The sequence below is a fragment of the Sorangium sp. So ce834 genome (assembly GCF_051521425.1).
Classification (GTDB): domain Bacteria; phylum Myxococcota_A; class Polyangia; order Polyangiales; family Polyangiaceae; genus Sorangium; species Sorangium cellulosum_D.
On the sequence record NZ_CP150351.1, the window covers coordinates 3,404,815 to 3,430,908 of the forward strand.

Annotated in this window: 30 protein-coding genes and 3 pseudogenes; 17 read left to right on the top strand and 16 right to left on the bottom strand. The window is 69.5% G+C overall.

From position 1 onward, the window contains the following. Nucleotides 1-41: 41 nt before the first annotated feature. Together WMF20_RS12340 and WMF20_RS12345 are read left to right on the top strand one after the other, a co-directional pair. Complete coding sequence (locus WMF20_RS12340; RefSeq protein ID WP_437617106.1) at nucleotides 42-944, top strand: LysR family transcriptional regulator; 903 nt, start codon at nucleotides 42-44, stop codon at nucleotides 942-944. A 96-nt stretch (nucleotides 945-1,040) separates the two neighbouring features. Continuing rightward, nucleotides 1,041-2,309 carry an FG-GAP repeat domain-containing protein gene (locus WMF20_RS12345; RefSeq protein WP_437613473.1) on the top strand — a complete coding sequence of 423 codons (1,269 nt, stop codon included), beginning with the start codon at nucleotides 1,041-1,043 and terminating at the stop codon, nucleotides 2,307-2,309. Nucleotides 2,310-2,333: 24 nt separating this feature from the next. On the opposite strand, the gene WMF20_RS12350 is transcribed toward WMF20_RS12345, so the two are convergent. Beyond that, nucleotides 2,334-3,269: a LysR family transcriptional regulator gene (locus WMF20_RS12350; protein ID WP_437613475.1), complete on the bottom strand. Its 936-nt coding sequence runs from the start codon at nucleotides 3,267-3,269 to the stop codon at nucleotides 2,334-2,336. A gap of 108 nt (nucleotides 3,270-3,377) precedes the next feature. Between WMF20_RS12350 and WMF20_RS12355 the strand changes: the two genes are divergently transcribed. Together WMF20_RS12355 and WMF20_RS12360 are read left to right on the top strand one after the other, a co-directional pair. Further along, nucleotides 3,378-4,109: an SDR family NAD(P)-dependent oxidoreductase gene (locus WMF20_RS12355; protein ID WP_437613477.1), complete on the top strand. Its 732-nt coding sequence runs from the start codon at nucleotides 3,378-3,380 to the stop codon at nucleotides 4,107-4,109. Beyond that, nucleotides 4,099-4,416: a DUF1330 domain-containing protein gene (locus tag WMF20_RS12360; protein WP_437613479.1), complete on the top strand. Its 318-nt coding sequence runs from the start codon at nucleotides 4,099-4,101 to the stop codon at nucleotides 4,414-4,416. Before WMF20_RS12355 ends, WMF20_RS12360 begins: the two co-directional genes overlap by 11 nt. A 234-nt stretch (nucleotides 4,417-4,650) precedes the next feature. Here the strand turns inward: WMF20_RS12360 and WMF20_RS12365 are convergent, their stop codons facing one another. Next, nucleotides 4,651-5,652 carry a hypothetical protein gene (locus WMF20_RS12365; protein WP_437613481.1) on the bottom strand — a complete coding sequence of 334 codons (1,002 nt, stop codon included), beginning with the start codon at nucleotides 5,650-5,652 and terminating at the stop codon, nucleotides 4,651-4,653. Nucleotides 5,653-5,777: 125 nt separating this feature from the next. Between WMF20_RS12365 and WMF20_RS12370 the strand changes: the two genes are divergently transcribed. Further along, nucleotides 5,778-7,754: a RecQ family ATP-dependent DNA helicase gene (locus WMF20_RS12370; RefSeq protein WP_437613483.1), complete on the top strand. Its 1,977-nt coding sequence runs from the start codon at nucleotides 5,778-5,780 to the stop codon at nucleotides 7,752-7,754. Between the two features lie 7 nt (nucleotides 7,755-7,761). On the opposite strand, the gene WMF20_RS12375 is transcribed toward WMF20_RS12370, so the two are convergent. The 3 genes from WMF20_RS12375 to WMF20_RS12385 all read right to left on the bottom strand — a co-directional run bounded on the left by WMF20_RS12375 (nucleotide 7,762) and on the right by WMF20_RS12385 (nucleotide 9,619). Further along, nucleotides 7,762-8,094, bottom strand: coding sequence for a hypothetical protein (locus WMF20_RS12375; RefSeq protein WP_437613485.1), 333 nt, complete (start codon nucleotides 8,092-8,094; stop codon nucleotides 7,762-7,764). A gap of 69 nt (nucleotides 8,095-8,163) precedes the next feature. Continuing rightward, nucleotides 8,164-9,339 carry a WD40/YVTN/BNR-like repeat-containing protein gene (locus WMF20_RS12380; protein ID WP_437613487.1) on the bottom strand — a complete coding sequence of 392 codons (1,176 nt, stop codon included), beginning with the start codon at nucleotides 9,337-9,339 and terminating at the stop codon, nucleotides 8,164-8,166. A gap of 1 nt (nucleotide 9,340) precedes the next feature. Continuing rightward, nucleotides 9,341-9,619, bottom strand: coding sequence for a MoaD/ThiS family protein (locus WMF20_RS12385; protein ID WP_207217829.1), 279 nt, complete (start codon nucleotides 9,617-9,619; stop codon nucleotides 9,341-9,343). A 171-nt stretch (nucleotides 9,620-9,790) separates the two neighbouring features. Here WMF20_RS12385 and WMF20_RS12390 point away from each other — a divergent pair, with 171 nt between their 5' ends. Then, on the top strand, nucleotides 9,791-9,934 hold the full coding sequence (locus WMF20_RS12390; protein WP_437613488.1) for a hypothetical protein: 144 nt from the start codon (nucleotides 9,791-9,793) through the stop codon (nucleotides 9,932-9,934). 33 nt (nucleotides 9,935-9,967) lie between these two features. Here the strand turns inward: WMF20_RS12390 and WMF20_RS12395 are convergent, their stop codons facing one another. Continuing rightward, nucleotides 9,968-10,567 carry a hypothetical protein gene (locus WMF20_RS12395; protein WP_437613489.1) on the bottom strand — a complete coding sequence of 200 codons (600 nt, stop codon included), beginning with the start codon at nucleotides 10,565-10,567 and terminating at the stop codon, nucleotides 9,968-9,970. A gap of 293 nt (nucleotides 10,568-10,860) precedes the next feature. Here WMF20_RS12395 and WMF20_RS12400 point away from each other — a divergent pair, with 293 nt between their 5' ends. Continuing rightward, nucleotides 10,861-11,067, top strand: coding sequence for a hypothetical protein (locus tag WMF20_RS12400; protein ID WP_129574555.1), 207 nt, complete (start codon nucleotides 10,861-10,863; stop codon nucleotides 11,065-11,067). Between the two features lie 330 nt (nucleotides 11,068-11,397). On the opposite strand, the gene WMF20_RS12405 is transcribed toward WMF20_RS12400, so the two are convergent. From WMF20_RS12405 to WMF20_RS12425, 5 genes and pseudogenes are all read right to left on the bottom strand, one after another. Then, the gene (locus WMF20_RS12405; protein ID WP_129574556.1) at nucleotides 11,398-12,267 is read right to left on the bottom strand and encodes a formate/nitrite transporter family protein; all 870 of its coding nucleotides are present in this window, start codon (nucleotides 12,265-12,267) and stop codon (nucleotides 11,398-11,400) included. Between the two features lie 367 nt (nucleotides 12,268-12,634). Further along, on the bottom strand, nucleotides 12,635-12,799 hold the full coding sequence (locus WMF20_RS12410; protein ID WP_437613492.1) for a hypothetical protein: 165 nt from the start codon (nucleotides 12,797-12,799) through the stop codon (nucleotides 12,635-12,637). 4 nt (nucleotides 12,800-12,803) lie between these two features. After that, nucleotides 12,804-13,055: a hypothetical protein gene (locus WMF20_RS12415; RefSeq protein WP_437613494.1), complete on the bottom strand. Its 252-nt coding sequence runs from the start codon at nucleotides 13,053-13,055 to the stop codon at nucleotides 12,804-12,806. A gap of 260 nt (nucleotides 13,056-13,315) precedes the next feature. Next, nucleotides 13,316-13,540: a hypothetical protein gene (locus WMF20_RS12420; protein WP_437617272.1), complete on the bottom strand. Its 225-nt coding sequence runs from the start codon at nucleotides 13,538-13,540 to the stop codon at nucleotides 13,316-13,318. A 201-nt stretch (nucleotides 13,541-13,741) separates the two neighbouring features. Next, nucleotides 13,742-14,142, bottom strand: a pseudogene (locus WMF20_RS12425) (JAB domain-containing protein); the annotation flags it as partial. 210 nt (nucleotides 14,143-14,352) lie between these two features. On the opposite strand from WMF20_RS12425, the gene WMF20_RS12430 reads away from it, so the two are divergent. Both WMF20_RS12430 and WMF20_RS12435 read left to right on the top strand, forming a co-directional pair. Beyond that, nucleotides 14,353-15,075 (top strand): hypothetical protein, encoded by a 723-nt coding sequence (locus tag WMF20_RS12430; protein WP_437613496.1) that lies wholly within the window; start codon nucleotides 14,353-14,355, stop codon nucleotides 15,073-15,075. A 14-nt stretch (nucleotides 15,076-15,089) separates the two neighbouring features. Continuing rightward, on the top strand, nucleotides 15,090-15,914 hold the full coding sequence (locus WMF20_RS12435) for a hypothetical protein (protein ID WP_437613498.1): 825 nt from the start codon (nucleotides 15,090-15,092) through the stop codon (nucleotides 15,912-15,914). An 86-nt stretch (nucleotides 15,915-16,000) separates the two neighbouring features. Here WMF20_RS12435 and WMF20_RS12440 read toward each other — a convergent pair whose 3' ends face one another. Then, nucleotides 16,001-16,405, bottom strand: coding sequence for a hypothetical protein (locus WMF20_RS12440; protein ID WP_437613500.1), 405 nt, complete (start codon nucleotides 16,403-16,405; stop codon nucleotides 16,001-16,003). A gap of 186 nt (nucleotides 16,406-16,591) precedes the next feature. Continuing rightward, a pseudogene (locus WMF20_RS12445) lies at nucleotides 16,592-16,831 on the bottom strand (JAB domain-containing protein); the annotation flags it as partial. Between the two features lie 339 nt (nucleotides 16,832-17,170). Here WMF20_RS12445 and WMF20_RS12450 point away from each other — a divergent pair. From WMF20_RS12450 to WMF20_RS12465, 4 genes are all read left to right on the top strand, one after another. Further along, on the top strand, nucleotides 17,171-17,413 hold the full coding sequence (locus WMF20_RS12450; RefSeq protein ID WP_437613502.1) for an addiction module protein: 243 nt from the start codon (nucleotides 17,171-17,173) through the stop codon (nucleotides 17,411-17,413). After that, nucleotides 17,410-17,739 (top strand): type II toxin-antitoxin system RelE/ParE family toxin, encoded by a 330-nt coding sequence (locus tag WMF20_RS12455; RefSeq protein WP_437613504.1) that lies wholly within the window; start codon nucleotides 17,410-17,412, stop codon nucleotides 17,737-17,739. Before WMF20_RS12450 ends, WMF20_RS12455 begins: the two co-directional genes overlap by 4 nt. A 379-nt stretch (nucleotides 17,740-18,118) precedes the next feature. Continuing rightward, on the top strand, nucleotides 18,119-18,502 hold the full coding sequence (locus WMF20_RS12460) for a hypothetical protein (protein ID WP_437613506.1): 384 nt from the start codon (nucleotides 18,119-18,121) through the stop codon (nucleotides 18,500-18,502). Next, nucleotides 18,499-19,008: a type II toxin-antitoxin system VapC family toxin gene (locus WMF20_RS12465; protein WP_437613508.1), complete on the top strand. Its 510-nt coding sequence runs from the start codon at nucleotides 18,499-18,501 to the stop codon at nucleotides 19,006-19,008. The genes WMF20_RS12460 and WMF20_RS12465 overlap by 4 nt, the downstream gene beginning before the upstream one ends. On the opposite strand, the gene WMF20_RS12470 is transcribed toward WMF20_RS12465, so the two are convergent. Beyond that, nucleotides 18,984-20,152 (bottom strand): IS3 family transposase gene (locus tag WMF20_RS12470; RefSeq protein ID WP_437606080.1). Its coding sequence is split into 2 segments (ribosomal slippage): nucleotides 18,984-19,900 and nucleotides 19,900-20,152, totalling 1,170 coding nucleotides; the frame shifts between segments, so codons are not numbered across the junction. The two genes, WMF20_RS12465 and WMF20_RS12470, sit on opposite strands and share 25 nt — an antisense overlap. 97 nt (nucleotides 20,153-20,249) lie before the next feature. Beyond that, nucleotides 20,250-20,504 (bottom strand): annotated as a pseudogene (locus WMF20_RS12475) (hypothetical protein); the annotation flags it as partial. 58 nt (nucleotides 20,505-20,562) lie between these two features. Between WMF20_RS12475 and WMF20_RS12480 the strand changes: the two are divergent. Continuing rightward, nucleotides 20,563-23,979 carry a DUF6531 domain-containing protein gene (locus WMF20_RS12480; RefSeq protein ID WP_437613510.1) on the top strand — a complete coding sequence of 1,139 codons (3,417 nt, stop codon included), beginning with the start codon at nucleotides 20,563-20,565 and terminating at the stop codon, nucleotides 23,977-23,979. After that, nucleotides 23,924-24,508 carry a hypothetical protein gene (locus WMF20_RS12485; protein ID WP_437613512.1) on the top strand — a complete coding sequence of 195 codons (585 nt, stop codon included), beginning with the start codon at nucleotides 23,924-23,926 and terminating at the stop codon, nucleotides 24,506-24,508. Before WMF20_RS12480 ends, WMF20_RS12485 begins: the two co-directional genes overlap by 56 nt. Nucleotides 24,509-24,816: 308 nt before the next feature. On the opposite strand, the gene WMF20_RS12490 is transcribed toward WMF20_RS12485, so the two are convergent. Then, complete coding sequence (locus tag WMF20_RS12490) at nucleotides 24,817-25,041, bottom strand: addiction module protein (RefSeq protein WP_437613514.1); 225 nt, start codon at nucleotides 25,039-25,041, stop codon at nucleotides 24,817-24,819. Nucleotides 25,042-25,215: 174 nt separating this feature from the next. On the opposite strand from WMF20_RS12490, the gene WMF20_RS12495 reads away from it, so the two are divergent. Next, a complete protein-coding gene (locus WMF20_RS12495; protein WP_437478116.1) occupies nucleotides 25,216-25,569 on the top strand; it encodes a hypothetical protein in 354 nt (117 codons plus the stop codon). Continuing rightward, nucleotides 25,570-25,923 carry an HNH endonuclease gene (locus tag WMF20_RS12500; RefSeq protein ID WP_437613516.1) on the top strand — a complete coding sequence of 118 codons (354 nt, stop codon included), beginning with the start codon at nucleotides 25,570-25,572 and terminating at the stop codon, nucleotides 25,921-25,923. Nucleotides 25,924-26,094: the final 171 nt, after the last annotated feature.

The window sequence follows — 26,094 nt, forward strand, 5'->3', positions numbered from 1 at the left end:
CATCGTTGAAATCGTGGTTCTTCTGTGCTGCTATCGCTTCGGTGGATACCAGCCGCCTCGACCTGAACCTGCTCGTCGCGCTCGACGTGCTGCTTGCCGAGCGGAACGTGACGAGGGCCGCCAGGCGGCTCAACCTCAGCCAGCCGGCGCTGTCCGCCCAGCTCCAGCGGCTGCGCGAGATCGTCGGCGATCCGCTGCTGCTCCCCGCGCAGCGCGGCATGACGCCCACGCGGCGCGCGCTGGAGCTGCAAGCCCCGCTGCACGAGGCGCTGGAGGGCGTGCGCGCCGTGCTCGCCGCCGGCGCCGGCTTCGACCCGGAGACCGCCGCGCTCACGGTCGCGGTCGCCGCGTCCGACTATGTGCAGTATGCGCTGCTGATGCCGCTCGCGTTTCAGCTCCGGCGCGAGGCGCCGGGGGTGCGGCTCGCGTGGCGGGCGCTCGACGGCGCCCAGCTCGCGGACCAGGCGGAGCGCGGCGAGGTGGACGTCGCCTTCATGACGCCCGACACCGCGCCCGAGCGCCTGCGCAGCAGGAAGGTGCTCGACGAGCGCTATGTCGTCATCGTCCGCCGCAAGCACCCGCTTGTGTCGCGCGCCATCAGCCTCGACCAGCTCTGCGCGCTCGACCACGTGGTGGTGAGCCCGCGCGGCGGCGGCTTCGCGGGCGCGACCGACGCCGCGCTCGCCGCGCACGGGCGCGAGCGGCGCGTGGTCCTGTCGGTGCCGTCGTTCCTGATGGTGCCGGAGATCGTGGCGCGCTCGGACATGGCGGCGCTTGTCCCCGAGCGCATCGCGCGCGACCGCGCCGGCCGGCTCCAGATCCTCACGCCCCCCGTCCCGGTGTCGGGCTTTGCCATCGCCATGGTGTGGCACGACAGGACGGCCAGGCACCCGGCGCTCACCTGGCTCCGGGACCGGGTGCGATCGTTCGCGGCGGGCGTTTGACGCGAGCGGCGCCAATTCGGTTCGTCCGACCCGTCGCCGGGGTTGCGTGCGGCGAGCTCGTTCTCGAGGAGGCCACGACGTGCTAAGCGCTCGGAGATGGCTTCGGGAACGGGGTTATTGTGCTGCACACCGCTCGCCTTGATGATCGCCTGCGCGGCCGAATCCTCGCGCGCGCCCGTCGACGCGGGCACCGACGCGCCGCCCGCGGGCACCGTCACCGCGCCCCCACCGCTCCCGCGTGAGGCCGCCCTCGACGCACGCTTCGTGAAGATCACGCTGCACCGCGAGTTCTACTGCGAGGGGGCGAGCTTTGCGGACTTCAATCGCGACGGGGTGACGGATGTCATCGCGGGCCCGGATTGGTACGAGGGTCCGGGGTATGGCACGCGCCATCCCGTATGGCCGAGGGAAGCCTTCGATCCGCACGGCTACTCGGATTGCTTTTTCGAGTTCCCCTACGACTTCGACCACGACGGGTTCACCGACGTCCTCGTCGTCGGCTTTCCGGGGGCGCCCGCGGCTTGGTACCAGAACCCGCGCGACGGCGACGCGCTCTGGGCTCGTCACGACACGCTGCCGTGGCCGATCGACAACGAGTCGCCCCTGTTCGCCGACATCACCGGCGACGGCGTGCCCGAGCTCGTGCACATGTCGGGGGGCGTGCTCGGAGCGTCGTCGCCCGGCGTGGACCCGACCGAGCCGTGGGTCTTCCGGGCGCTCACCGAGAATCGGGGGTACGGCGCGTTCACGCACGGCCTCGGTGCAGGCGACGTCAACGGGGACGGCGCAATCGACTTGGTCGAGGCGAGCGGCTACTTCACGCGGAGCCCGGAGTCGCCCGACGGCTTGCCGTTCACGCGCGTCGAGCAGCCGTTCGGTGCCGGGGGAGCGCAGATGCTGGTGATCGACGTGGACGGCGACGGGGACGCGGACATAGCGACCACGCTGGCCGCTCACGGCTACGGGCTCTCCTGGTTCGAGCAGGTTCCAAACGTGGCCGGCACCGCGTTCGTGGAGCACGTCGTCGTTCCGGGGACCATGCCCGATGCCGCGTCGAGCGTGTTCATGCACGAGCCGCACGCGCTCGCTCACGCCGACATCGACGGTGACCGGCTCCAGGACCTCGTGAGCGGCGAGCGCTTCTGGGGTCATGTGCCTGCCGGCATGCCGGACTTCGACGCGCCGGCCCGGCTCTACTGGTTCGAGCAGGCGCGAGCGGCGGAACGCATCGACTTCCAGCCCGTTCTCATCGACGACGATTCGGGGGTAGGCACCCAGCTCACGGTCGCGGACGGTAACGGAGACGGTCGGCCGGACATCGTCATCTCGAACAAGAAGGGCGCTTTCGTCTTCCTACAACGCTAGGACACCGATCACGTCGATAGATCCTCAAGCCTTCCTCCGGCGGCGCGGGGCCTTTCCCGCCGGCGCCGCCGCCCCGGCGCCCGTGCCGCAGCGCCGCAGCTCCTCCCAGAGCGCCTGCGCGACGACGCCGTGCGGGCGGTCTCGGCGGCGGATCACGAACAGATCCATGGTGTCGGCCTCGAACTCGGGGACCTGCAGCGCCACGAGCTCGCCCGTCGCCAGCGCGCCGGCGGCCACGTGCTCGGGCAGCCCGCCCCAGCCCATGCCCGCGAGGATGATCTCCTTCTTCGCGGCGACGTCGGTGACCGTCCAGCGCAGGCCGCCCCCCAGCACGTTCAGGGACGGCGAGGCGCTCCCCCTGGCGCTGTCGCGCAGGATGATCTGCGCGTGCGCCCGCAGCAGCGCGGGCGGGATCGGCGCGCCGCAGGTCGCCAGGGGGTGATCGAAGCGCGCCACCGGGATCACCCGCACGCCGCAGAAGCGCGCGATCTCCATCGCGGACGCGTCGATCCCGAGCTTCGTGGCGACGGCGAGATCGGCGCGGTCCTCGCGCAGCGCGTCGGCGGTGCCCGCCAGCCGCTCGGTGCCGAGCTCGATGCGCACCAGGGGATGACGCGCCTGCGCTCGCCGGAAGATGTCCATGATGGGGCCGAGCGGCGTCACCGCGTCGACGGCGAGCCGCACGATCGGCTCCGCCTTGCCCGAGAGGCGCATGCCGAAGCTGCGCAGCGCCTCGGTGCCCTCGATGACGGCCGCGGCGCGCTCGTGGAACCGGCGGCCGGCGTCGGTGAGCGTGGCGCGGTACTCCCGGCGGTCGAACAGCTCGACCCCCAGCTCGCGCTCGAGGTTGCGCACCAGCTTGCTCACGGCCGGCTGGGACTTGTGCAGCCGCGCGGAGGCGGCGCTGAACGTGCCCTCGCCCGCGACGGCGAGGAAGGCGACGAGCTGATCGTAGGTCATGGCGGCCCCGCAGGATCAGAACCTGGAGTTATGGAGACCATAGAAACATACCACTTTCTTGGTTCGAGGGGCGGTCCTAGGTTGTCGACGCGAAAGGAGCGACACTCCATGTCCACCAGAATCGATCGCGTCATCATCACAGGCGCCAGCAGCGGTATCGGCCTCGACCTCGCGAGGCGCTTCCTGGCCGAGGGCTCGAGCGTCGTCGTGAACGGGCGCGACCCGGAGAAGCTCGAGCGGGCGTGGCGGAGCCTCGACGGCGGCGCGCGCGTCGTGGCCGTGCCGGGCGACGTGGGCGATCGGGCCACGGCGCGGGCCGTCGCCGCCGCCGCGCGCGAGCGCTTCGGCGGCGTCGACGTGCTGATCAACAACGCCGGGATCTTCGGCGTGAAGCCGTTCCTCGAGAGCACGGAGGACGACCTGGAGCGGTTCTTCGCCACCAACGTGAAGGGGACGTTCCTGATGACGCAGGCGGCGGTGCCGCTGATGATCGAGGGCGGCGGGGGCTCGATCATCAATGTCGGCACGGTGCTCGTCCAGCAGGCCATGGCGCGGATGCCGGCCTCGGCCGCCATGGCCAGCAAAGGCGGCGTCCACGCGCTCACCGTCTCGCTGGCCGCCGAGCTCGCCGGCCACAACATCCGCGTGAACACGCTGGCGCCCGGCATCATCCGCACGCCGCTCATCGGCGAAGATGCGGATTCGCTGGCCTCGATCCACCCGCTGCAGCGCGTCGGCGAGGTGCGGGACACGACGGAAGCGGCGCTGTTCCTGGCCAGGGCCGGCTTCGTGACAGGCACGACGCTCGACGTCGATGGAGGCTACTCCCATGGGCGCTGACGGCCGACAGCACGTGCTCCTGGTGGGGCTCCAGATCGCGGACGAGGCGTCCTACGCCCGCTACCGCGCCGGCATGACGCCGATCCTGTCGTCCTACGGCGGCGCCTTCGGCCACGATTTCGTCGTGGCGCGGGTGCTGAAGGGGGAAGCGGGCATCAACCGCGTCTTCACCCTCCTGTTCCCCGACCGCGCGGCGCGGGAGCGGTTCTTCGCCGACGCGCGGTACCGCGCCGTGCGCGCCGAGCTCTTCGAGCCGGCGGTCGCGGCGACCTTCATCCTCGGCGAGTTCGATGCGACGGCGGCGTGAGCCGCGCGTCGCGAGGCGAGGGCGCTGAGCGTCGCGCCACCGGCGCCGGGCGAGCCTACGGAGGTGCGCCGTGTCGATCCATCGCGCCGCCGGGAGCCCGGCGCCTCCAGGCGCTGCCCGAGGTGTTCGAGCTCTGGGCCGACGGCATCGATCTCGTCGTGTTCGAGGAGCTCGGCGCCGGCGCGGCGGCGCTGCACCTCGACGACCCTCGGCGAGCTCGCGCGGCGGGGCCGCTCAGGAGCCGGGAGGATGCAGCTCCGCATCGACGAGCGCGGCGAACTCGGTGATGCGCCGGTCGATCTCCTCCTCCGGCGTCGCCAGCACCCATCCCTCGAAGTCGTCGAACGATCCCTTGAACCGCGTGATGAGCTCCCCGAGGGCCTTCCCCTGCAGCCCCGGCACGAGCCGCATCACCCGCTTCCCGCTGAACTTCGTGTCGATCTGCGCCCGCCGCGCCTCGGCCGCGCGCTCGCGCTCGATCTGCCCGCCGAGATCGGCCTCCGGGAACGCGGCGAGGATCATGGGCAGGTACGACCGCCGGTCCGCGAGGGCGGGCCGCTTGTCGATCCCCCGGGCGCTCAGGTACTCGATGAACCGCGCCACGGTCGACCGCACGCCGGCGCGCTCCCGCAGCGGGCTCTCGCCATCATCGAGGTAGGGCGCCGCCGAGAAATAAGGGCTCGCGATCACCCAGTCGAACACCGCCGGCAGCGACGCGAACCCCGCCTGCCACGCCCCGTGATCGAGCCCGAGGAAGCCGCAGATCCGCTCGAAATTCGGCGTCACCTCCAGGTCTGCCCGGTAATTGCCCCCCTCGCGCCGGTACACGTAGGCGAGCCCGCGCTCCCCGTACTTCAGGTCGAAGCGCCGGCAGATCCGCCCGATGAAGTTCCCCACGTCGTTGAAGCACATGAAGCTGTACGCGCTCTCGAGGTAGCGCTCCGGCACCGGGAAGAAATCGGTCTGCAGCCCGCGGCACACCGTCGAGAACACGTGCCCCACGGCCTTGGTCTGCGTGACCCCGAGGTCGCGCGCGATCTCGGCGCGCACCTCGCCCCAGTCCGGCCGCGACGCGACGATCACATCCATGTCGCCGAAGTCCGGCTTGTCGCCGTAGTAGCGCGGGATGCGGTACTGCCCCGGCAGCTTGACGTCGAGGTAGCGCCGCACCTCGGCCTCGATCGCCAGGTACTCGCCTCGCGGCATCCTCGGTAGGTTGAACAGCTTGCCGCCCATCGCCCAGCTCCGGCCTCGCAGTCTACACCGATCCCGATCGGGTCATCCGCCCGCCGCCGCCCGGGCTCGAGCGCCCGCCTCTTTCAAGCGGGGCAGGACCCCCCTCGGCGCGAAGGATGTGTAGGATGCGCCCCTTGGACCAGCCGACGCTCCCCCGCCCGGATCTGCTCGACGTGCTCGAGGCGCGGTTCGGGTTCCGCGATCTCCGCCCAGGCCAGCGCGCGGTCATGGATGCCCTGCTCTCGGGCCACAGCGCGCTCGCGGTCTTCCCGACGGGCGGCGGCAAATCGCTCTGCTACCAGCTCCCCGCGCTGCTCCTCGACGGGGTCACGATCGTCATCTCTCCGCTGATCGCGCTGATGAAGGATCAGATCGATTTCCTCACGGCGCGCGGCATCGCCGCGGTCCGGCTCGACTCGTCGCTGTCGGCCGACGAGGCGGCGGAGGCGCACAGGGACCTGCGCTCGGGCAAGACGAAGCTGCTCTATGTCGCCCCCGAGCGGTTCGTGAGCGAGCGCTTCATGGCGCTGCTGAAAGAGCTCAAGATCGCCCTGTTCGCGGTGGACGAGGCCCACTGCATCTCGGAATGGGGGCACAACTTCCGCCCCGACTACTTGAGGCTCGCGGACACCGCCCGGGCGCTCGGCGTGCCGCGCGTGCTCGCGCTGACGGCCACCGCGACGCCCGGCGTCGTGCGCGACGTCTGCGCCACGTTCGGCATCCGCGAGGAGCACGCGGTCGTCACCGGCTTCTACCGGCCGAACCTCGAGATCCGCGCGACGGCGGTGAGCGCGCCCGCGCGCGACCGGATCCTGATCGAGCGCCTGAGATCCCGGCCGCCCGGCTCCACCATCGTCTACGTCACGCTTCAGAAGACCGCCGAGCACGTGGCCGAGCAGATCGCGTCGGCGGGGCTGCCGGCGCGCGCCTACCACGCCGGGATGGACGCGGCGGAGCGCGCGCGCGTGCAGGACGACTGGATGCAGAGCGACCGCGGCGTCGTGGTCGCCACCATCGCGTTCGGGATGGGGATCGACAAGGCCGACGTGCGTTATGTCGACCATTACAATCTCCCGAAGAGCCTCGAGAGTTATAGCCAGGAGATCGGCCGCGCGGGCAGGGATCAGGCGCCCTCGGCGGTCGAGCTCTTCGTGTGCGGCGACGATCTGCCGGTCCTCGAGAACTTCGCCTATGGCGATACGCCGACCGCGGAGGCGCTCCACGGGGTGGTCGGCGCCGTGCTCGACGCGCCCCAGGTGGAGATCGGTCTGCACGCGCTGTCGGCGCGCCACGACGTCCGGCCGCTCGTGCTCCGCACCGCGCTGACCTACCTCGAGCTGATGGGCGCGGTCCGGCAGCTCACGCCGTTCTACGCCGGCTACGAGGTGCGGCTCCACCGCAAGCTCGAGGAGGTCGTCGCGACGGTGAAGGGCGAGCCGGCGCGGTTCCTCGAAGCGCTCTTCGGCCATGCGAAGAGGGGGCGAGTCCTGTATGCGATCGATCCGGCCGCCGCCGCCGCGGCGCTGGACCAGCCGCGCGAGCGGGTGGTGCGCGCGCTCGAGTACCTCGAGCGGCAGGGGCTCGCGGAGCTCAAGGCGTCGGATCTGCGGCACCGCTTCGTGCGCGTCGCGCCGCCGGACGACGCGCCCGCCCTGGTCGGCGAGCTCCTCGCGCGGTTCGCGAGGCGCGAGGAGGCGGAGATCGCGCGCGTGCGGCAGGTGATCGAGCTGTTCACCGCGGAGCGCTGTCACGCCGCCGCGCTGGCCGAGTACTTCGGCGAGCGCCTCGACACCGCGTGCGGGCGTTGCACCTTCTGCCGCACCCGGGTCGCCCTGAGGCTGCCGGAGCCGCCGCGCGCGCCGCCGATGCCGGCGGGGCTCGACGTCACCGCGTTCACGGCGCTGCGCGCGGCGCACGGGGGCGCCCTGGGTCACCCTCGCCAGGCGGCGCGCTTCCTCTGCGGCCTCTCGAGCCCGGCGACCACCCAGGCCAAGCTCGCGCGCCATTCGCTCTTCGGCGTCCTGGTCGCTCGCCGGTTCTCCGAGGTGCTCGACTGGTGCGCCGGGCTCCCCGTCCTCGCCGGCGCGAACGTGAAGGGCTGAAGCGGATCTACGCGGCCTTCGCCGGCTTCGGGTTCAGCTGGCGGAAGCGGCGCTGGTAGGCGTACGAGCGAAAGCGGATCGGCAGCGGCGGCTCGTTGCCGCTCTTGATCTCGAGCGTCGCGCCGTCGTCGTGCTCGGCGCAGTGCGGGATGCGCAGCGTGTAGCTCGTGCCGCCGCCGGTGCGCACCGCGATGCCTCCGAGCGCGAGCCCGGCCGCGGCGACGGCCACGTTGGTCCCGGTTTGGCCGTCGTGCGCCTTCGCCTCGATGCCGCGAGTCGCCGGCTTCGCGCACACGCAGCAGCCTTCCGGCCAGCGGATCGCCTCGCTCGTCACCGGCACCGGAGCGCGCGCCGAACGCTGTCGCGGAACGAGGGTAGACCGTTTCGCTTCCCCCGAGCAACCAACCTGTCAGGCGAAGCGTACTGAATAGATGGGCGGCAGGTTGTTGGCGACCGCCGTCCACCCCTCTCCGCCGTCATCGCTCACGTAGAGGTTGCCCGTGGTGGTGCCGAAAGCCACGGCGCCGTCCTTGTTGGCGAGCGCGTGGCGGTAGATGACGTCGTAGGCTTGCTCCTGGGGCAGACCGCGGCGGAGCTGCGCCCAGGTCTCACCGCCGTCCGTCGTGCGGGCCACGAAGAGCGCGCCGTCGACGGTCATTCGCTGCATGTCCGACTTTCCGGGCACGACCCACGCCGTGCGTCCGTCCTTCGCGTCCGCGGTGATGGGGAAGCCGAAGTGCACGCCTTGTTCTGGGCGGCTCACCTTGCGCCAGCTCTTCGCGCCGTCGCTGCTGTAGTAGATACCCACGTGATTCTGCTGCCAGACATGGTCGGGATCGCCCTCGCATTGCTCGATGTAATGCGTATCGTGGCCCCACTCGGCGTCTGGCTCGGGCGTGTGATCGAGCAGCATGCCCTTGTTGCGCGGTCGCCAGCTCTCTCCGCCGTCCTCGGTTTCGATGACGCCGGCCGTGGACACGGCCACGAGCATTCGCTTCGGGTTGCGCGGGTCCACCACGATGGAGTGGATGCCCGGGGCGAAATCGCCCCCCTCGGAGGCCGGCGTGCCGAACCATTTCGTCTCGCCTCTGCCCTCGCCGGTGAAGAGATCGCCGCCGCGTGACTCGTGGTTCCAGAGCGGCCGGTTGAGCTCGAAGGAGCCGCCGCCGTCGCGGCTGACGAACAAGCCACCAGGGATGGTGCCCACGTAGACCGCGCCGCCGGGGCCGAAGCCGATGATCCAGAGCTTCTGCACCGTGGCCGGGCGCGTGACGAGCTTGAAGCCGGCACCGAACTCGCTGCCTGCGTCTTCGTACATGTCCTGGCCGATGTAGCGAGCGCCCTCGGGGTACTTGATCTGGGCGGGGTTGTCATTCCAGGTCTTGCCCTCGTCGGTGGAGACGGACAGCTTGGCTCCCCAGTGGCCGAAGCCGAGCAGCGCCCAGAGCTTGCCCGTATAGGGGTCGCGCGCGACATAGTTGACGCCGCCGCCGGCATGGCCCGCGAGGCGCGGCTTCCACGAGCCGCTCTGCTTCTCGACGACAAACGTACCTTTGCGCGTGCCTAACAGGATACGACTTGCCATCTCATCCTCCGCTCAACGCTTGCAGAATGTGGACCTCGTCGTCGGCAGCGACTGCGTCCGTGAGCCCCTTACGGTCGCGGATCATCTGCTTGCCGACGAAGATGTTGACGTGCGTCCGCAAGCGGCCGCGCTCGTCGCAGATGTAGAAGCCGATGCCGGGCGCGAGCCTCTCCAGCGCCGCGACGACCTCACCCGCTGTCGACGCCGCGACGACGATGGTTTGACCTTCGAGGTGCGGGAAGAAGGTGTAGAGATGGCGCGTCAGGTGGACAGACGGCATGGTGGGCTTGCCGTACCCCCGGCGCTGTCGCGCGTCAATTGGTTTCACGGCGACTGGGCCGTAGAAGGGGCCTTCGACGTCGGGTCGCCGCTGGCGAGGGCGGAGAGGCGATGAGGGTCGACCGCGGGGAGCTCGGCCAGCCACGCCGACACGAACCTGGCCGGGAGGAGCGTGCGCCAGGCGAAGCTGGCGCGGGCGGTGCTGGAGCGCACGAACGAGTCGCTGATCGAGCGGTGGCCGACGCTCAAGCGCTGGCTGATTGGGGTCAACTGGACCGACGAAGTCGAGTGGGGCCGGCCAGGTGAAACGGGATGAGTGGTCTGGTCAGCGTCGCCCCGCTCGCTGCGCTCAACCGAGCGACTGCAAGATCGAGCTGAACCCGTGCTGGCCGTGGCGGCTGCCCTGCGGGGACAGCCAAGCTTCGTAGATGTCGCCGCTCGGCGAACGGAGCTGGATGAACTCGAGGCTCACGAGAGGGTTGAAGGGGTTGCCGGGGCGGGAGCCGATGTCTTGGCCGGGATACGTCGCGTCTTGGTTGAAGGCGCGGGTGCCCTGATCGAGGGCGGCGTGGTGCCTGTAGTTGCCGCGTTTGCCGAAGTCGCTGTACTCGCGAGAGACGAGGACGCGGCCCGTGTTGGTGAGGCCGACGTGGACGTTGGGAACGTAGGTGGAGACGCCGATCACGGCGGCAGATGCGGCGTTGAGGACTCCGCCGGCGACGCGGCGGGCCGTGCCGGTGGGCGCCTGGTACTCGACTCCGCTCCAGTTGCCGATGATGCGCTCGCCGGGCTGGAGCTCGTAATACGGAGCGTACAGGTCGCTGAATCGTTGCTCGATCTGCTCCGGGGTCATGTTGGCGGCCTCGGCCATGACCTTCTTGCGGACGTACATCGAGTACGCGAAACCAGCCGCTATCAACACGAGCGGGATCAAGTAATATATTTGCATGACCATCTCCTGGAGAACCCACGCTCCACTCGGGAGCCACCGGAGGCGATGGTTACGCGGCGGCGCACGCCAGGTCAAGGGGGCCCGCTTCGAGTGATCAACCAGCGATCGGACAACCGTCGATACGCAGCGGAAAGACGAAATACGGCGGGATACATGCGCCCTTCCGTGTGCCGGGATCTCTGTTGCGGACGCAGACGAGATTCTGCCGACAAGGTGTGATCATGTCGCACGATCGGAGGCCGACGCGATACACGACGAGGCGCAGATGGTGCGCCGGAGGAGCCAACGACATGCGATTCATGATGCTGATCCACCATGACGAACCCGCCCTCGCCGCGGCCGCGCAGAAGGAGCTCTGGGCCGAATACGCGGCCTTCAACCAGGCGCTCGCCAAGGCCGCCGGCTCTGCTCCGGGTGGGCGGCTGCAGCCGAGCTCGGCGGCGACCACCGACGACCGGGCCGGTCGCTGCGGCGCGCTGCTCGCGGTGGAGTCCTGACGTTCGCGCAGAAGAACCCGACACGTTCGCTGGTCGCCCCGGTGCTGTTCGTCGCGCCGGGCGCCACGCTCGGGCTGCTGTTCGATCCGGAGAGGGCGGAAGCGGATCTACGCGGCCTTGGCCGGCTTCGGGGTCAGCTCGAGGAAGCGGCGCTGGTAGCGCGTACGAGCGAAAGCAGATCTACGGCGGCGGCTCGTTGCCGCTCTCGATCTCGAGCTTCGCGCCGTCGTCGTGCTCGGCGCGGTGCGGGATGCGCAGCGTGTAGCCCGTGCCGCCGCCGGTGCGCACCGCGATGGCCCCGAGCGCGAGGGCCGCTTGCTCGCGGGCGTGTCAGGAGGCGGAGCTGGCGGAGGCGCGGAGCGGCTCGGCGGGGAGCTCGCGCTCCCTGGCGGCGGGGACGAGCTTGGGGGCGGTCTTGAGGTGGGTGGCGTACAGGGTGAGGCCCGTGAAGGTGATGCCGCCGAGCATGTTGCCGACGACGGTCGGGATCTCGTTCCACACGATGTAGTCCATGATCGAGAATTTTCCGCCCATGAGCATGGCCGACGGGAACAGGAACATGTTCACCACGGAGTGCTCGAACGTCATCGCGAAGAACAGCATGATGGGCATCCACATCGCCGTCACCTTGCCGCCGACGGTGTTGGAGATCATCGCGCCGACCACGCCGGTCGAGACCATCCAGTTGCAGAGCACGCCGCGCACGAAGAGCGTCAGCATGCCGGCGGCGCCATACTCCTTGTAGCCGAGCGTGCGCGCCTCGCCGATGCCGGAGATGGCCTTGCCGACGGCGCTGGGCTCGGTGGAGAAGCCGAAGGTGAAGACGACCGCCATCATCACGGCGACGGTGACGGCGCCGGCGAAGTTGCCCGTGAAGACCAGGCCCCAGTTGCGCAGGACGCCGCCCAGGGTGACGCCCTTGCGGCGATCGATCAGCGCCAGCGGCGACAGCACGAACACACCCGTGAGCAGATCGAAGCCCAGCAGGTACAGCATGCAGAAGCCGACCGGGAACAGCATCGCGCCGATGATCGGATAGCCCGTCTGCTGGGTGACCATCACCGCGAAGACGGCGGCGAGCGCGAGCAGCGCGCCGGCCATGTAGGCTCGGATCAACGTGTCCCGCGTCGACATGAAGACCTTGGATTCGCCCGCGTCGACCATCTTGGTGACAAATTCTGTCGGCGCCAAATAGGACATAAGCTTGGCTTTCCTCCGTGAAGACGTGACTGGCGAGAGGACTCGAGCTTGGCGCGCCCGCCTCTGGCAGGCCGCGCCGCGCTGGCCGGCGCGGCCTGGGCGGCGGCGCGAGCGGATCGCCCCGGCGTGTGCCGGTGCGATCGAGCTCCCACGACGTGCCGTGGAATGTAGACGTGGCTGCGTTTCGGCGATGTTTCCGTCGACGATCGAACTGTGATTTATCGAGAGACGGGCTTGAGGGCGGCGCTGGCGGTCGAGCGAGGCGCCGGCTGCTGAGGTCCCGAGCCGCACCGGACGCGCGCAGGGGCACGGCGCGGGGGGCGCGGGGCCGGAGAGCCCATCTCTCAAGCAAGCTATTGCGAGCAAGCTATTGCGAGCCGAGCTTCGCAGCGGCCTCAGCTTGCGCGCGCGTGAGGAGGTCATCGACGCGAAGCTTCTCAGCCCACATGCTGAGATATTGCTCGTTGATTTCGGCTCCGCTGACTCGAAGCACCTCGACGATGTCACGCCATTGCTTGGACGAGCTGCTCATGACGTCACGTGGCGTCGGCCGGCACGTGACCGAACAGCCGGCGCGCGCAGTCGTGCCCGTACAGCCTCACCGTAAGGCGAACGCGAAGCTCCTGGTCGTCCGCCCCCGGGTGGCGAGCGCGGATGCTCGCGAGGGCGAGCTCACGGACCGCCTGGCTCAGCCGCATCGCAGCCTCGAGCCGCTTTTCCGGAGGCATGCGCCGGAGCAGCTCGTGGTAGCGCGCGTCCGCTTGCGGCGAGGTGCCGACCATCGACATGCAGCATGAGTCTAGCAGAAACCGCTCGTACGGGAAGGGCTCGGTCGCGGTCCCTCGCGAGGCAGGGTGTCGTTCCGGCAGGGTGCCCTCCCTCGCCCCACGTTCGCTCCCGACCGACAGCCGAGCTCCTTGCCAGACCCAGCGGAGCCGACCTCCCATCCTCCTGCCGTGCAGGAGCGCACGGGTCGCTTGAAGTCGGCCTTGGATTACCCGCGAGCCCGCCGATAATCACGAAATCGACATGCTCACCGATGAACGCTTCAACGACGCGCCGAAAGTCGGTGGCCATGGGCTGCCTTCGCCTCCTCGATGAACTCCAGTGTCTTCCGCATCTGCTCGACTCTCTCGGTGGGAGTCAAACGCAGGTTCTCGGCGATGAGCGATGCATCAACGCCAGAGGGGACTCTTTCGAGGATCCGCTGATCCCAGCTCTTCTCGGCGTCGGAGGGTTCAGCCCCTGTTGGTTCGGCTTGACGATCATGCATCGGCGTCGGGCTCCTGACCCACTGTACCACGTGTACCACGGTGGTGATCCCCGACGATCGCGAGCGAGCAACGCTCCCGAGGCCGGCCGGCTGTCGTCGCCCTGAGCGCGTACGCCCGTCGCAGTCTTCCCGCCTTGGACGTCGCAGCGGCCGGGTGGCTCCCACCGCCCGACCCCGCGAGCGCCTTTCTCGCGCGCCATCACCGCGGGCGAGCAGGCGCGTCTTGCGGACGCGGCCGTGGGTGTCGAGCGCGGCGATCCAGAGCTCCTCGTGGACCAGGGAGGCGAGCCTCGGGCCGAAGTGACGCGCCACGCGGGCGGCGTGTCGGTGAGGAGCGCGCCGCGGCGGGCGCGGGCGGCGTGGTAGCGGCGGCCGAGCTCGAAGGCGGCGGCGAGCCGGGTCGTGTCGAAGAGGGCGATCTGGGTGCGCTCGGCGAGCGAGCGCCGCGGGCGAGAGGCGACCGAGGGAGGGGAGAGCGGCGTGCCGAGGATGCGCGGGCCGACGCCGGGGAGGCCGAGCACCATCTCGAGGAGGGCGGCCTCGGTCGCGGTCGGCAGTTCGGCCGCCGTCTCGGCGGGGGCATCGACGGGGGCGCGGCTCATCGGGGGCAACGGGGCCACCTCCGAGAGCGGGTGAGGGCGCGGGCGAAGAGGCGGCGCGCCGCGAGCCGGCTGCGAGCAGCGGGCCGCCCAGAGCTGGTTGCGGCATACCCCTACGGCCGGCTGGGGGGGAACCCCGAGCGGTTTTCCATCGTACTTTCCGCGTAGAAAGACATTCCACCGTCGCCTAGCATCAGGGCGCGGGGGTAACTCATGTCGAAGAGCAATCTTCCAGGCAGGCTCGGAGCTCTCCTTGTCTTCGGCACCGTCAGCGCGATCATGATACCGGCATGCACGATCCGGATCGGGAAAGGCGGGGAGAGGGAGGACAACTGGCCCACGCCTGACGAGACGCAGCCGGCGCCAGACGAGGCGCAGCCCGCGCCGATGGACGATGGCGTAGAGGATGGCATGACGTTTACTCCGGAAGAGGAGGCTGCGATCGATGCGGCATACAGGGCAGACCCAGGGGAACTTGCCCTGGTGAATGCAAGGGCAGCTTATGCAGCCTACGCGCTCTCTGGCCTCACCGAGTCACAGTTCATCGATCCAGCCTTGGTTGACCAGCAGGCGCTTGAACAGTTCATTCATCAGAACGCAGAGCTGGCCTGGCAGCTGGCCGAAGAATGGGTCGCATCCATCGACCCGACCTTGCTTTCCACCGGGTACCCGATCAAGGTCGAGTGTATGGATCCGCCGCTTCGATGTCAGTCGAGCGTGAGGTGCTCATTCGCCAAGATATGCGTACTGAACGACTGCGGCGATGGTCGTTGCAGGACGTGTCCCGACGTCTGGAACCTTGGCAATCTGATCGTCGATGGATGGTGCACTTATACCTGCTACGACGCTGCTGACGTTGTCGGCGCTGCCATCACACTGAAGCCCGCCATCGGAAGCAGCATGGTCCCCTGGATTCAGCTCTGTCGACCGAAGTGATCGAGGGACTCGCCATGGACGCTGATGACGCCTCGAAGCGCGCTGCCCGGGTGGCGCACGTTGTCTCAAGAGCCCTGAACCTGGCAGGTTTGCTCGCGTCGTCGCGCGCAGCGCGCCAAGCCGGCGCGATGCCGTCGCGCGAGCACGTCCTGGAGCTCCTGAGCGAGCTCCTGACCGTCATCGGCCAGGGCCCCGAACCAGGGCTCAACGCCGGTGGGCGGCCGCTGGACGTAGCGCCACAGGTGGAGAGACTCCTCGCGTCATGCCAGGGCTGGTCGCCATCGGCGGACATCCCGGCCGAAATCCAGCGTGCCGCGCGTGACATGCTCGCTGTGTTCGCGGTCCCGGAGCCGCCCGGAGGGTGGGACGGCTGGGAAGGCGCACCGCCTGAAGCGCCGCCTGGGCCGGAAGACCCCGACCCGGGCCTGCCGCCGACCGCGGGGGAGCTGGCAGCGATGCCCGATACGATCACCTTCGCGGCAGCCATCGTGTGGTGCGGCTATCTCGCTTCGCCCAAGATGGTCGCGAAGATCCCTCCCGCGGATCTGCGGCGCCCGGCGCTCGCGCACATCGACAGCTTGCTCGCGACCTTCCGGCCTGTTCGCCGGAGTCACCCGGAGGCGCGCGCATGGTGGCGAGCGCTGCTCGAGCGCCTGGAGAGCTTCCGAGCGCTCTGCGAGGCATGGGACGGCACCGAAGCACCGCCCCTCGGGTTGCAAGCTGCCGCGCGGGCGGTCCTCATGCAACTCAATCACATGTCGAGCTCGGAGGAGCTTGAAGCGCTCGATGAGGAGGTAAACCCTTTTTACCTCCGCTCTCCCAGCCCACGAGACGCGTAGGCTCTACGAGCCGGCGCTGCGCGGGCGGGTGCCAGCCCACCTCGGCCCAGCGCCGGCGTGCGGTGAGGATGCGTGGAGGGCGCGCGCTATGGAGAAGCGACGGCGTGCCCGCGCCATCGCAGGAGCGCCGCAGCGTGCGCCTTGCGGAGCGTGAACAGGTCGCTCTCGTGGCGAAGACGCTCGAGCTCGATGCGCTCCGCCGGCGTGAGGAGCCCCTGGCTGTTCCGGTCGAGCAGCTCGTCGTAGCGCACGAGCTCTGCTTCGGACCTGTGGCTCTTCGCGATCTGCCAGAGCGCCTGGTCGTCCATCTTGTCCAGGCAGGCGAGGTCGACCTGGAACTCCGGGGGCGCGTCGTCCCAGGCGGGAGGGCTGCCGAGGCTCAGCGCCCGCAGCATCACGGCTTCGAGCGGCTGTCGGGTCGCGAGCGCAGTCCCCTTGAGTCGCTGGTAGAGCGCTTCGGGGAGAGCGAGGGTGACGGTGGCGGTCGACATCGCGCTGGGGTGGACGCGGGAGGCGAGCCCGCTTCGCCGTCGAGCCTAGCACGAGGAGCCCCCCGGCTCCTCCCCGGCCAGCCGTGATTGACGAGAGCGAACGCGCGGCGGGGCTGCGGGCGGGGGAGGGGCGCGGGAGGCTTTCGGCTGGATGCGCGGAGGCGGGGCGCTGCACCCGGCGAGGGCCTACTCGTGGACGGCGGCGTAGCGACCGCTGGGGGTGACGATGACGTGGGCCGTGAGCGGGACGTGCAGCTCCGAGGCGAGGTGGCGCAGCTCCAGGGTCATCGCTTCGTCCTCGCGGGTCGGCGTCGGGTCGCCGCTCGGGTGGTTGTGGGCCAGGACGAAGCTGTGGGCGGGCATGTCCAGCGCCGTGCGCAGGACGGTGGAGCGGCCGATGTAGAGGGCGTCGTCGGAACCGCGGGCTTCGACCTCAGCCAGATCGTGAAAGATGACCGGAAGTGTCACCGGAGCCGCGCGCGGGCGTCACGAAAGACGTCCTCGGCCGGTCGCCCCCGGGACGGATCTGCGTCGAGCTCTGCGTCCCGGAGCGTCGCTTCCTCGGTCCAGAGGCGCCTTTCCCCTTCGGCGAGGAGTTGCCGCGACGACGGCGACGGCCGACGTTGACAGGCGGGCGCTTGGGGTCACCGGCCCCGGCTCGGCCGGACGGCGCGGCAGTGCGTGGTTCGCCGTCGGCGCCGCTCGTTCTCGACCGCGAGGGCCGTGTGCTGCGCCGTCGCGGTACCTCGTGGTATCTTGCGGCTCATGCACCGAGCCATCCAGGGCCCGCCGCCCGGCTTCGACGACCTCACCGTGCACGAGCAGATCGAGTACGTCCAGGCGCTCTGGGAGCGGATCGCGGCGAGGGAAGACGAGGTGCCGGTACCCGAGTGGCACGAGGCCGAGCTCGATCGCCGGCTCGCCGAGCTCGAGGCCGCACCGAATGCTGGCCGCTCCTGGGAACAGGTCGAGGCCGACCTCCGTACGCGCCTCGCAACGCGTCGATGAGCCGGCTCCTCGTTCTCCCGTCTGCCGAGCTGGACATCCGGGAGGCGGCGGACTGGTACGAGGGCGAGGAGGATGGGCTGGGCGGACAGTTCGTCGATGAGCTACGGCACATCGTCCGCCGGATCAGCGACCTCCCGTCGCAGTTCCCCGATGTCGGTCGGGGTGGTGTCCGGCGCGCGCTGCTCAAGCGGTTCCCCTATGCGGTCTACTTCCTGCTCCGTGGTGAAGGAAACGAGCGGGCGGCGGTCATCCTCGCCGTACTCCATCAGCGGCGTAGCCCGTCTGTTTGGAAGAAACGCGTTCGAGACGAAGGTACAACGGGCTAATCTGGCCCTGGTGCCGGCGGGCGTGGCGCGCCCGCAGCACGCCGTCAGGGTGTTCGCGATGTCGCTGAACCCATGCTGAGAGCTGGCCGAGCGATGCTCCGGGGTTGACCCCGCAGGCTTCGACGATGGCCGTTTCAGCATGGAATGATGGCCGATCCATCATTCCATGTTGACGAAGCCATCATCGACCTTGAACCCGCCACGGGGAGTCCATGGCCCCCGAACGACGACGAAGAATCGCTCGAGCCCCCTACGACGTCGAGCAGCACCAGGCCGGCCAGGCCGCCGCTCCCCCGCGAGGTGACCGACATGCTGGGCGTGGCGCTCTCGCCGCTCGGGCCCGAGCAGATAACGCGGCTGCGCAAGGAGTTGCCCGTTTATGCGGATATTCTGGACGATGTGGCGGCGCTGCTCGCCGAGGACGCGGCCGCGCTCGTTCCGCCTGTTCAATGCACCTGCACCGATCCTCGACTTCCTTCCTCGCTGCGGGGATGGCATCCTGCCGGGCATGACCGTCGAGCAGATCGTCGCCGCCATCCGTGCCCTCCCTGTAACCGATCGGCTTCGTGTGATCGAGCTGGTCGCGCACGAGGCCGTCAGCGACGTCCCTGCTGCAGATCATCCACCTCGACGTGAGGGCGTCACCTTGACCGAGCGGCATGGCCTCCTGCTTGTCGACGCTGACGCCACCATGCCGGCCGAAGTGTTCGACCATCGCCCCGATCGCGATGCACGAGCGGACCGGATCCAGGGAGAGTCGTGAAGCTCGCCTTCGATACGAGCGTGCTCGTCGCCGGGCTGCACCGGTCGCATTCGCTCCACGGTCGGGCCGTCGTCTGGATTGACGCGGTGGCCGAGGGACGGGTGAGCGGCCTGGCCACCTGGCACGCCCTCGCGGAGCTCTGGTGCGTGCTCACCCGCCTGCCGAAGCCGGCGCGAGCCAGCCCGGAGCAGGCGTTGCAAGTCGTCCGTCGGGTCCGGAGTATGTACGACGTCCGCCCTGTGGATCCGGCCGTGTACGACGAGGCAATGCAGCGGTGCACCGATCGCGTGCTCTCTTCCGGCGTCCTCTTCGATGCCCTGCACCTCGTGGCGGCCGAGCATGCCGGCGCGGATGCGCTCGTGACGTTCAACGGCTCGGACTTCCTCCGGCTTGCCGCTCCGACTTCGCCGCGCATCGTCTCCCGTCAGCGGGTCGACCGACTCCGTGGCGTGGTCCTCCCCCGGTTCCGCGGACAGTCTCACTATGCCGCGCGCGCGGTCACGTAGGTCTTCAATTCGAACTCGATCGGGCTCATGTAGGCGAGCCGTGAGTGCCGTCGTTTCAGGTTGTAGAAGTTCTCGATGTAGTCTCCGATCGATGCGATGGCGGCCGCTCGCGTCGGGTAGCGCTCGTGCTCGACCAGCTCCGCCTTCAGCGTCGCGAAGAAGCTCTCGGCCACGGCGTTGTCCCAGCAGTCGCCGGCGCGGCTCATGCTCGGGATGAGCCCGTGGGCCCCGAGCACGAGCCGGTAGTCGTCGCTGGCGTAGGGGCTGCCGCGATCCGAGTGGTGCACCAGCCCAGGCGCCGGCCGCCGCGTTCCCAAGGCGAACGCGAGCGCGGTGAGCGCCAGGGCGCGATCGTTGAACGCGCTCGCGGCCCAGCCGACCACGCGGCGCGAGAACAGGTCCAGGATCACGGCCAAGTACAGCCAGCCCTCGCCGGTGGGAATGTACGTCACGTCCGTCACCCAGACTTGGTTGGGCGCTCGAGCATCGAATTGCCGCTCGATCACATTCGGGGCGATCGGGCCGTTGTGCCGCGAGTCGGTGGTGCGGCGGAAGCGCCGCTTCCTCCGAGCCGCGAGCCTCTGAGCGCGCATCAGCCGCTCGACCCGTTTCTTGCCGACACGCATGCCGCGAGCACGCAGCTCCGCGTGGATGCGCGGACTGCCGTAGCGGCCACGGCTCTTGTGGTGCACGGCCCTGATCTGCACGCTCAGTTGAGCGTCGGACTTGGCCCGCGCGGACTCCGAGCGCTTGGCCCACCCGTAGTAGCCGCTGCGCGAGACCAGCAGCACCGCGCACAGCACCAGCACCGGGTAGTGCGCCTTCTCCGCGTCGATGAACTCGAACCTCACTCGTTTTCCTTCGCGAAGAAGGCCGCCGCTTTTTTTAAGATCTCGCGCTCCATCTCCAGCCGCTTCACGTCGCGGCGCAGCCGCTGCAGTTCCTCACGCTCCGGCGTCGTCAGCGCCCCCGGCGGGCCGTGGCCCGCGTCGGTGTCCGCGCGCTTGATCCAGTCGCGCAGCGCCGTCTCGGTCAGGTCGAGGTCCTTCGCCACCTGGCCGATGCTCCGGTCGCTCGCCTTCGCCAGCCGTACCGCCTCCGCCTTGAACTCGGGCGTGAACGCCCTCCTCTTTCTCCGTCCCATCCCTGCCTCCTGGTGCCGTCGGGGGTGTCGACGGAAGCGGGGGAGGACCAGCGCCCGCCTTGAACTCGTTACAGGGGCGGCATGCGAGGCATACGTTCTCGAACGAGGTCGGCCCGCCCTTCGAGACCGGCGTGATGTGATCAGCGGCCCACCTTCGCCCCCGGCAGCGCAAGGCAGAGCCTGCCGCCGCGCGGACGTAGCGTCCCGGTCGTACGATGGTGATATGGCCAGGACCGGTTCCCCGGCGTTCCACCAGGAGCCCTGCCGGCGCCGCTCGCTCCTCGCGACGCGGCGCCTGGCCGATGACAGTCCGCCACCGGAGCTCGGCGCTTGACAGCCCAGATAGAGCCATGGTTCATGAAACCATGGCGCGAACCGCTCCAGTTCCGAACATCCCAGCGATTCCTGGCATGAATCCGGGGACCTTTATCCTCGGCGGTGGCGGCGCGGGTGGGGGCGGTGGCGGCGCCGGCGGCGGAGGCTCGGGGGACGGGCAGGGCGGGAGTGGCGGCAACGGCGGCAACAGCGCCAAGGGCGGCGGGAAGCAAGCGCCGGATCCCAAGAAGTACCCGACCTGCGGGACCAAATCCCACCCGGTCGACGTCGTCACCGGGCGAGCGTTCACGCACCCCATCGTTGATTTCGAGCTGCCCGGCCCGCTCCCGCTGCGCTTCGCGCGCACGTGCAGCTCGACGATCCACCGCGAGGACGCGGGGCTCGGCTGGGGGTGGGCGCACACGTTCGGGTGGCGCATCGAGGTGCAGCGGCAGCGCGTGCGCGTGTGGAATGAAAGCGGCACGGCGCTCGACTTCCCCGTGCCGCACGCCGGCGAGACCATCAGCGGTCCCTGGGGCTGGGTCCTGCGGCGGGACGGCGAGCGGTCGTTCTCGCTGGACGCGGACGACGGCGGGGTATGGCGCTTCTTCGAGCCGTCCAACGACGCAGCGACGCAGTACCGCCTATCAGCGATCACCGATCGCACCAGGAACCGGATCCGGCTCCTGTACGCCGACGGCCGCCTCACCGACATCCACGACGCCGCCGGGCGCACGATACACGTGCAGTCGACAAACGACGGCCGGATAGCGGCCTTCCTGGTCAAGAACGCGGCCGCGCAGGGGCGCTGGATCGAGCTCGCGAGGTACTCCTATGATGCCGGAGGGTGCCTCATCGAGGCCACAGACGCCGACGGCCACGCGTGGCGATACGCGTACGACGACGACCGGCGGCTCACCAAGGACACGGACCGCGCGGGGTTGACCTTCCACTTCCTCTATGATCGCCAGGGGCGATGCGTCGAGTCGTGGGGTACGTACGATGGTAGACCAGATCCAAGCCTCGCGCCGGATCTCCCGCCTCACCTGCACGATCGCGAGACCCGCGCGAAGGGAATCCACCATTGCCGGTTCCTTTGGCACCCCGACGGCTACAGCGAGGTCGTCGACTCGACCCAGGTGTCCCGGTTCTTCGGTAACTCGCGTGGGACGATCGACAAATCATGCGAGGGGCCAGGAGTGTGGAGCTACGCCTACGACGATCGCGGATTCCAGACGCGCTCGGTCGATCCTGAAGGAGGAACGACGCACTACGAGCGTGACCGCCGCGGGCGGTTGCTTCGGCTGACCGACGCGCTCGGCCGCACGACGGTCATCGAGCGCGACGCGGAAGGCCTGCCGGTGTGCATCACCGACCCGGAAGGAGGCACGACCAAGCTGTGGCGCGACCGGTTCGGCAACGTCGAGGGGGTGCAGGATGCGAGCGGCGCGGCGACGACGTACACACGTGACGAGCGCGGGCTGGTTACAGCCATCCATCATGCGAACGGCGCGAAGAGCCGCCTCGAGTACGACGCGCATGGCAACCTGACCGCGACCACCCAGCCGAACGGCGGCGTGTGGCGATTCGCTTACGACTTCCTCGGCCGGCGCACCGCGATGACCGACCCGACGGGCATGACGACACGTTACACGTACACCGCGCGCGGTGACCTCAGCTCGGTCCACGATGCGCTCGGCGGCGCCACCCGTTTCGCCTACGACGGCGAGCGGCGCGTGACGCAGCGGGTGAACCCCGCCGGCGCGACGACCCGCTTCGAGTGGGGCGGGTATCACAAGCTCTGCGCCCGGAGAGATGCGAACGGGCGTGTCGTGCAGCTCCGTTACAACCGCGAGGGCGAGCTCGTCGAGGTGCATAATGAACGCGGAGAGATACACACGCTTCGCTATGACACCTCTGGCCGGTTCGTAGGCGAGACGACGTTCGACGGCCGCGAGATCTCGTATCGGCTCGATCTGTGCGGGCGCGAGGTGCAGATCACGGACGGCGCGGGCGACAAGGTCTTCCTCACGTACGACCTGGTCGGGCAGCTCACCAGGAGGGAGCTACCGGACGGAGGCGTCGAGGAGTTCGAGTACAACGGCCGGGGCGAGCTCATCTCCACGAGGACGGGGGCGGGAGAGGTCCGATTCAATCGCGACGCGGTGGGGCGCGTTGTCGCCGAGACGCAGATCGTGGAGGGGCAGACGAGCCGCGTCGCTGTGACGTACGACGCCGTGGGGGCGCGCGTGCGCCGCTCGACGTCGCGGGGCCATACCGAGGAGATCACCCGCGACGCGCAGGGGTCGCGCCTGCAAACGTTGCTCGACGGCGAGCACGTCCTCCAGCATCACAGCGACGTGTTCGGGCGCGAGGTGCGGCGCGTGCTGCCGGCGGGCGGCAGCGTTGACACGGTGTTCGATCCGCTCGGCAGGCTCGCCGCGCGCCGCGTGAACGCGATGACGAGCCATGGCGCCGCCGCCTTCGGGCAACCGGACTGGTTCGGCCCTAGGCCACACGGCGTCACGGTCGAGAAGAGGTACGCTTACGACGCGGCGGGAGAGCTCGTCACGGCATGGGATCGGGAGCGCGGCTCGACGCGGTACGAGTACGATCCGGTGGGGCAGCTGCTCGCTGCGGTGCCGGAGAAGGCGCGCGGGGAGGTCTTCCGGTTCGATGCCGCCGGGAACCTGCACGAGGCGGAGCCGGAGTCACGCGAGTACACGCGCGGCAACCGGCTGGCGCGAAAAGGTCGGCTTGAGTTCATGTGGGACCGTGAGGGCCGGCTCGTCGAGAGACGCGAGCGACGCGCGGATGGCGAGGCGGCGGTCACCCGGTACGAATGGAACGGCGCTGGCCTCCTGAGATCGGTCATGCTCCCCGATGGTGCCGTCGTCGATTTCGCGTACGATCCCTTTGCGCGGCGGCTATGGAAGCGCGTTCGCCGCGCCGCTGGGGCGGGTGCGCCGCTCGAGGTGACGCGCTTCGTGCGTTACGTCTGGGATCAGGACGTCCTTGTGCACGAGGTCCACGAGGAGGCGCGTGGGTCGACCGCCGCGGTCGTCGAGGAGCGCACGTACGCGTTCTCCGACAGCCTGTTCGTGCCGCTCGCGCAGAAGCGAGGTGCGTGGGAGCACTTCGTGAACGACCCGATCGGCACCCCGGTTGCGGTGGTCGGGGCGGACGGCGGCTCGGTCGAGCGCGTTGAGCGGCGCGTCTGGGGGGCACCCGCTGCGGCGGATCGGGACCGCGCGACCCGCCTCGGCTTCCCGGGGCAGCTCGATGATGACGAGACTGGCCCCCGCCGCCCACCGGCGGCGGCGGCGGGTCGTGAGGAGGGTGGACGCCTTGATCGACGAAGCGAGGATCGAGCGCGAAGGTGGGAGCATCGAGCGTGCGTTCTTCCTCCTGTCGCTCGACTGCGTACGGCCGCACTACGAGAAGATGGGCCTGCGCGTGACGAGCAAGGAGCAATTCCAGGCGGCGCTGCGGTCATGCACGGCGGACCGTGACTGGTCCGTCAACACGCGCGAGGCCCCGTATCGGGTCACCGTCGCCGCGCTCGGGTGCCTGCGCGCGCGCGATCCGGAGTTCGCGGGCGCGCTGCTCGGCTGGGTGACGTCGGTGGTCGGCCGTGCCGGCTACTGGCTGACATGGATGTCCGTCGTGCGCGTACAGCCGCGCGCAGAGGGTCTGTTAGGGCTCGCCGAGGGCGCGCGGGAGGCGCTGTGGCGCGCGTTCGACGAGGCCGAGCGCGCGAGCGAGGGAGTGCCGTCCCTCGACCCGGCCGAGCTGTCCGAGTTCGACCATCGGGTCCTCCATGAGAGGGGGTACCTGGAGGACGAGATCGACCCCATGGATACGGTGCAGGAGCTCGTGCAGGCGCACACGTTCGCGAGGTGCTGGCGCGAGGCCGTCGCACCGCTCCTGTCGGAGGACGAACATCGAGCCCTCGTCGCAGCAGCCACCGGGTTCTTGCGTGGTCAGGGGCGTGACGAAGAGGGCGACGTCCTGGATTCGGGGGCATGGGAGGGCACGTGATGAAAACGACATCGTCAACGCGGGCGGCGTGGTAGCGGCGGCCGAGCTCGAAGGAGGCGGCGAGCCGGGTCGCGTCGAACAGCACGATCTGGGTGCGGGCACAGTACATCGTAGGGAAACCGCCGCACGAGCCACCGGCGGACATCGTTCTCCACGGCCCCCCGCGAGCGGTGACGCAGCCAGGGCATCGGCTGCGCCTCGAACCTCGGCGAGAAAAGCGTCACCAAGGCCAAGACGTGCCCGAGCGTCGTACGCGGCGGCCTCGTTCAGCTCGACCTCAGCCAGGTCGTGAACGATGACCGGGAGCGTCACCGGAGCCGCGCGCGGGCGTCACGAAAGACGTCCTCGGCCGGTCGCCCCCGGGATGGATCTGCGTCAAGCGCTGCGTCCCGGCGCGTCGCTTCCTCGGTCCAGAGGCGCCTGTGCTCCTCCTCGGAGAGCTCATCCAGGCTTTCCAGAAGCGTCTCTGCGAGACGTGCGCGCTCCGCGACGGGCAGCTTCAGGGCTTCGGTTTCCAGCTCGGGAAGGTTCACGGGGGGATTGTACCGCGCGGCTCGGAGGCTGCCCGGGCGCGCTTCCCCAGCGGCGAGGAGATGCCGCGACGACGGCGACGAGCTGTCCTGCTCAACGACCATGCTCTCGTGCAAGGTAGGAGAGGCCGGCCGTTGCCCCGGTGCTCCCGGCCTGGTATGGCTAGGGTGGCTGTCATGAGCTGGACCAAGGATGACCAGAGCAAGCTCGACCATCTCCGTGGCAAGGAGCTCTCCGGCACGTTGACGGAGCCCGAGCAGGCGGAGCTAGCGGCGCTCATGGCGCGGATCGAGGCGGAGGAGGCGGCGCTGCTTGCCCCGGAAATGGCTCGGCTGCGTGCCGAGGCCGGAGACGTGGCGGCCGAGCTGGCTCGGGTCGAGAGCGAGAACGAACAGCTGGCTCAGCTCATGGCCCAGCAACAGGCCCTCGTGGCCGACACGCGCAGGTTCCTCGAGGAGTTCGACCGGCGCCGCGCCTCCATCCTCGACGGATTTGCCCGCATCGCCGGCGGCCCGCTGCACGCCGCGTGAATGGCCGTCTCGACGGAAACGCGCGCCATCGTCTGGGTCGCCTTCGGTGGCCGATGTGGTTACTGCGGCGTTTCCGAAACGTCCGTGGGGGGCGAGCTGGAGGTTGATCACTTCTACCCGCTGGCAGCGGGTGGGTCCGATGACATCGAGAACCTCGTCTACGCTTGCACCGCGTGCAACCGGTTCAAGGGCGACTATGCGCCCGCACACGATGCACCTGAGAGCTTGCGGCTCCTTCGCCCTCAGCGTGACGATTTCGGCGCGCACGTCGAGGAGACGGTCCACGGCCGGCTCATCGGGCTCACGCCTCGTGGCTGGTTTCACATCCAGCGACTGCACCTCAACCGCCCGTAGCTCATCGAGAGGCGCCATCTGCTCCACGTCCTTCAGGCGCAGAGATCCGATCTCTCGCGTTCACGGGAGGCGGAGGCGCGTCTGCGGCGCGAAAACGAGGCGCTCCAAGGAGAGATTACGCGTCTTCGGGCAGCCGTGGCCGCTTTGCTTGGTGGAAGCGAACGCTGAATC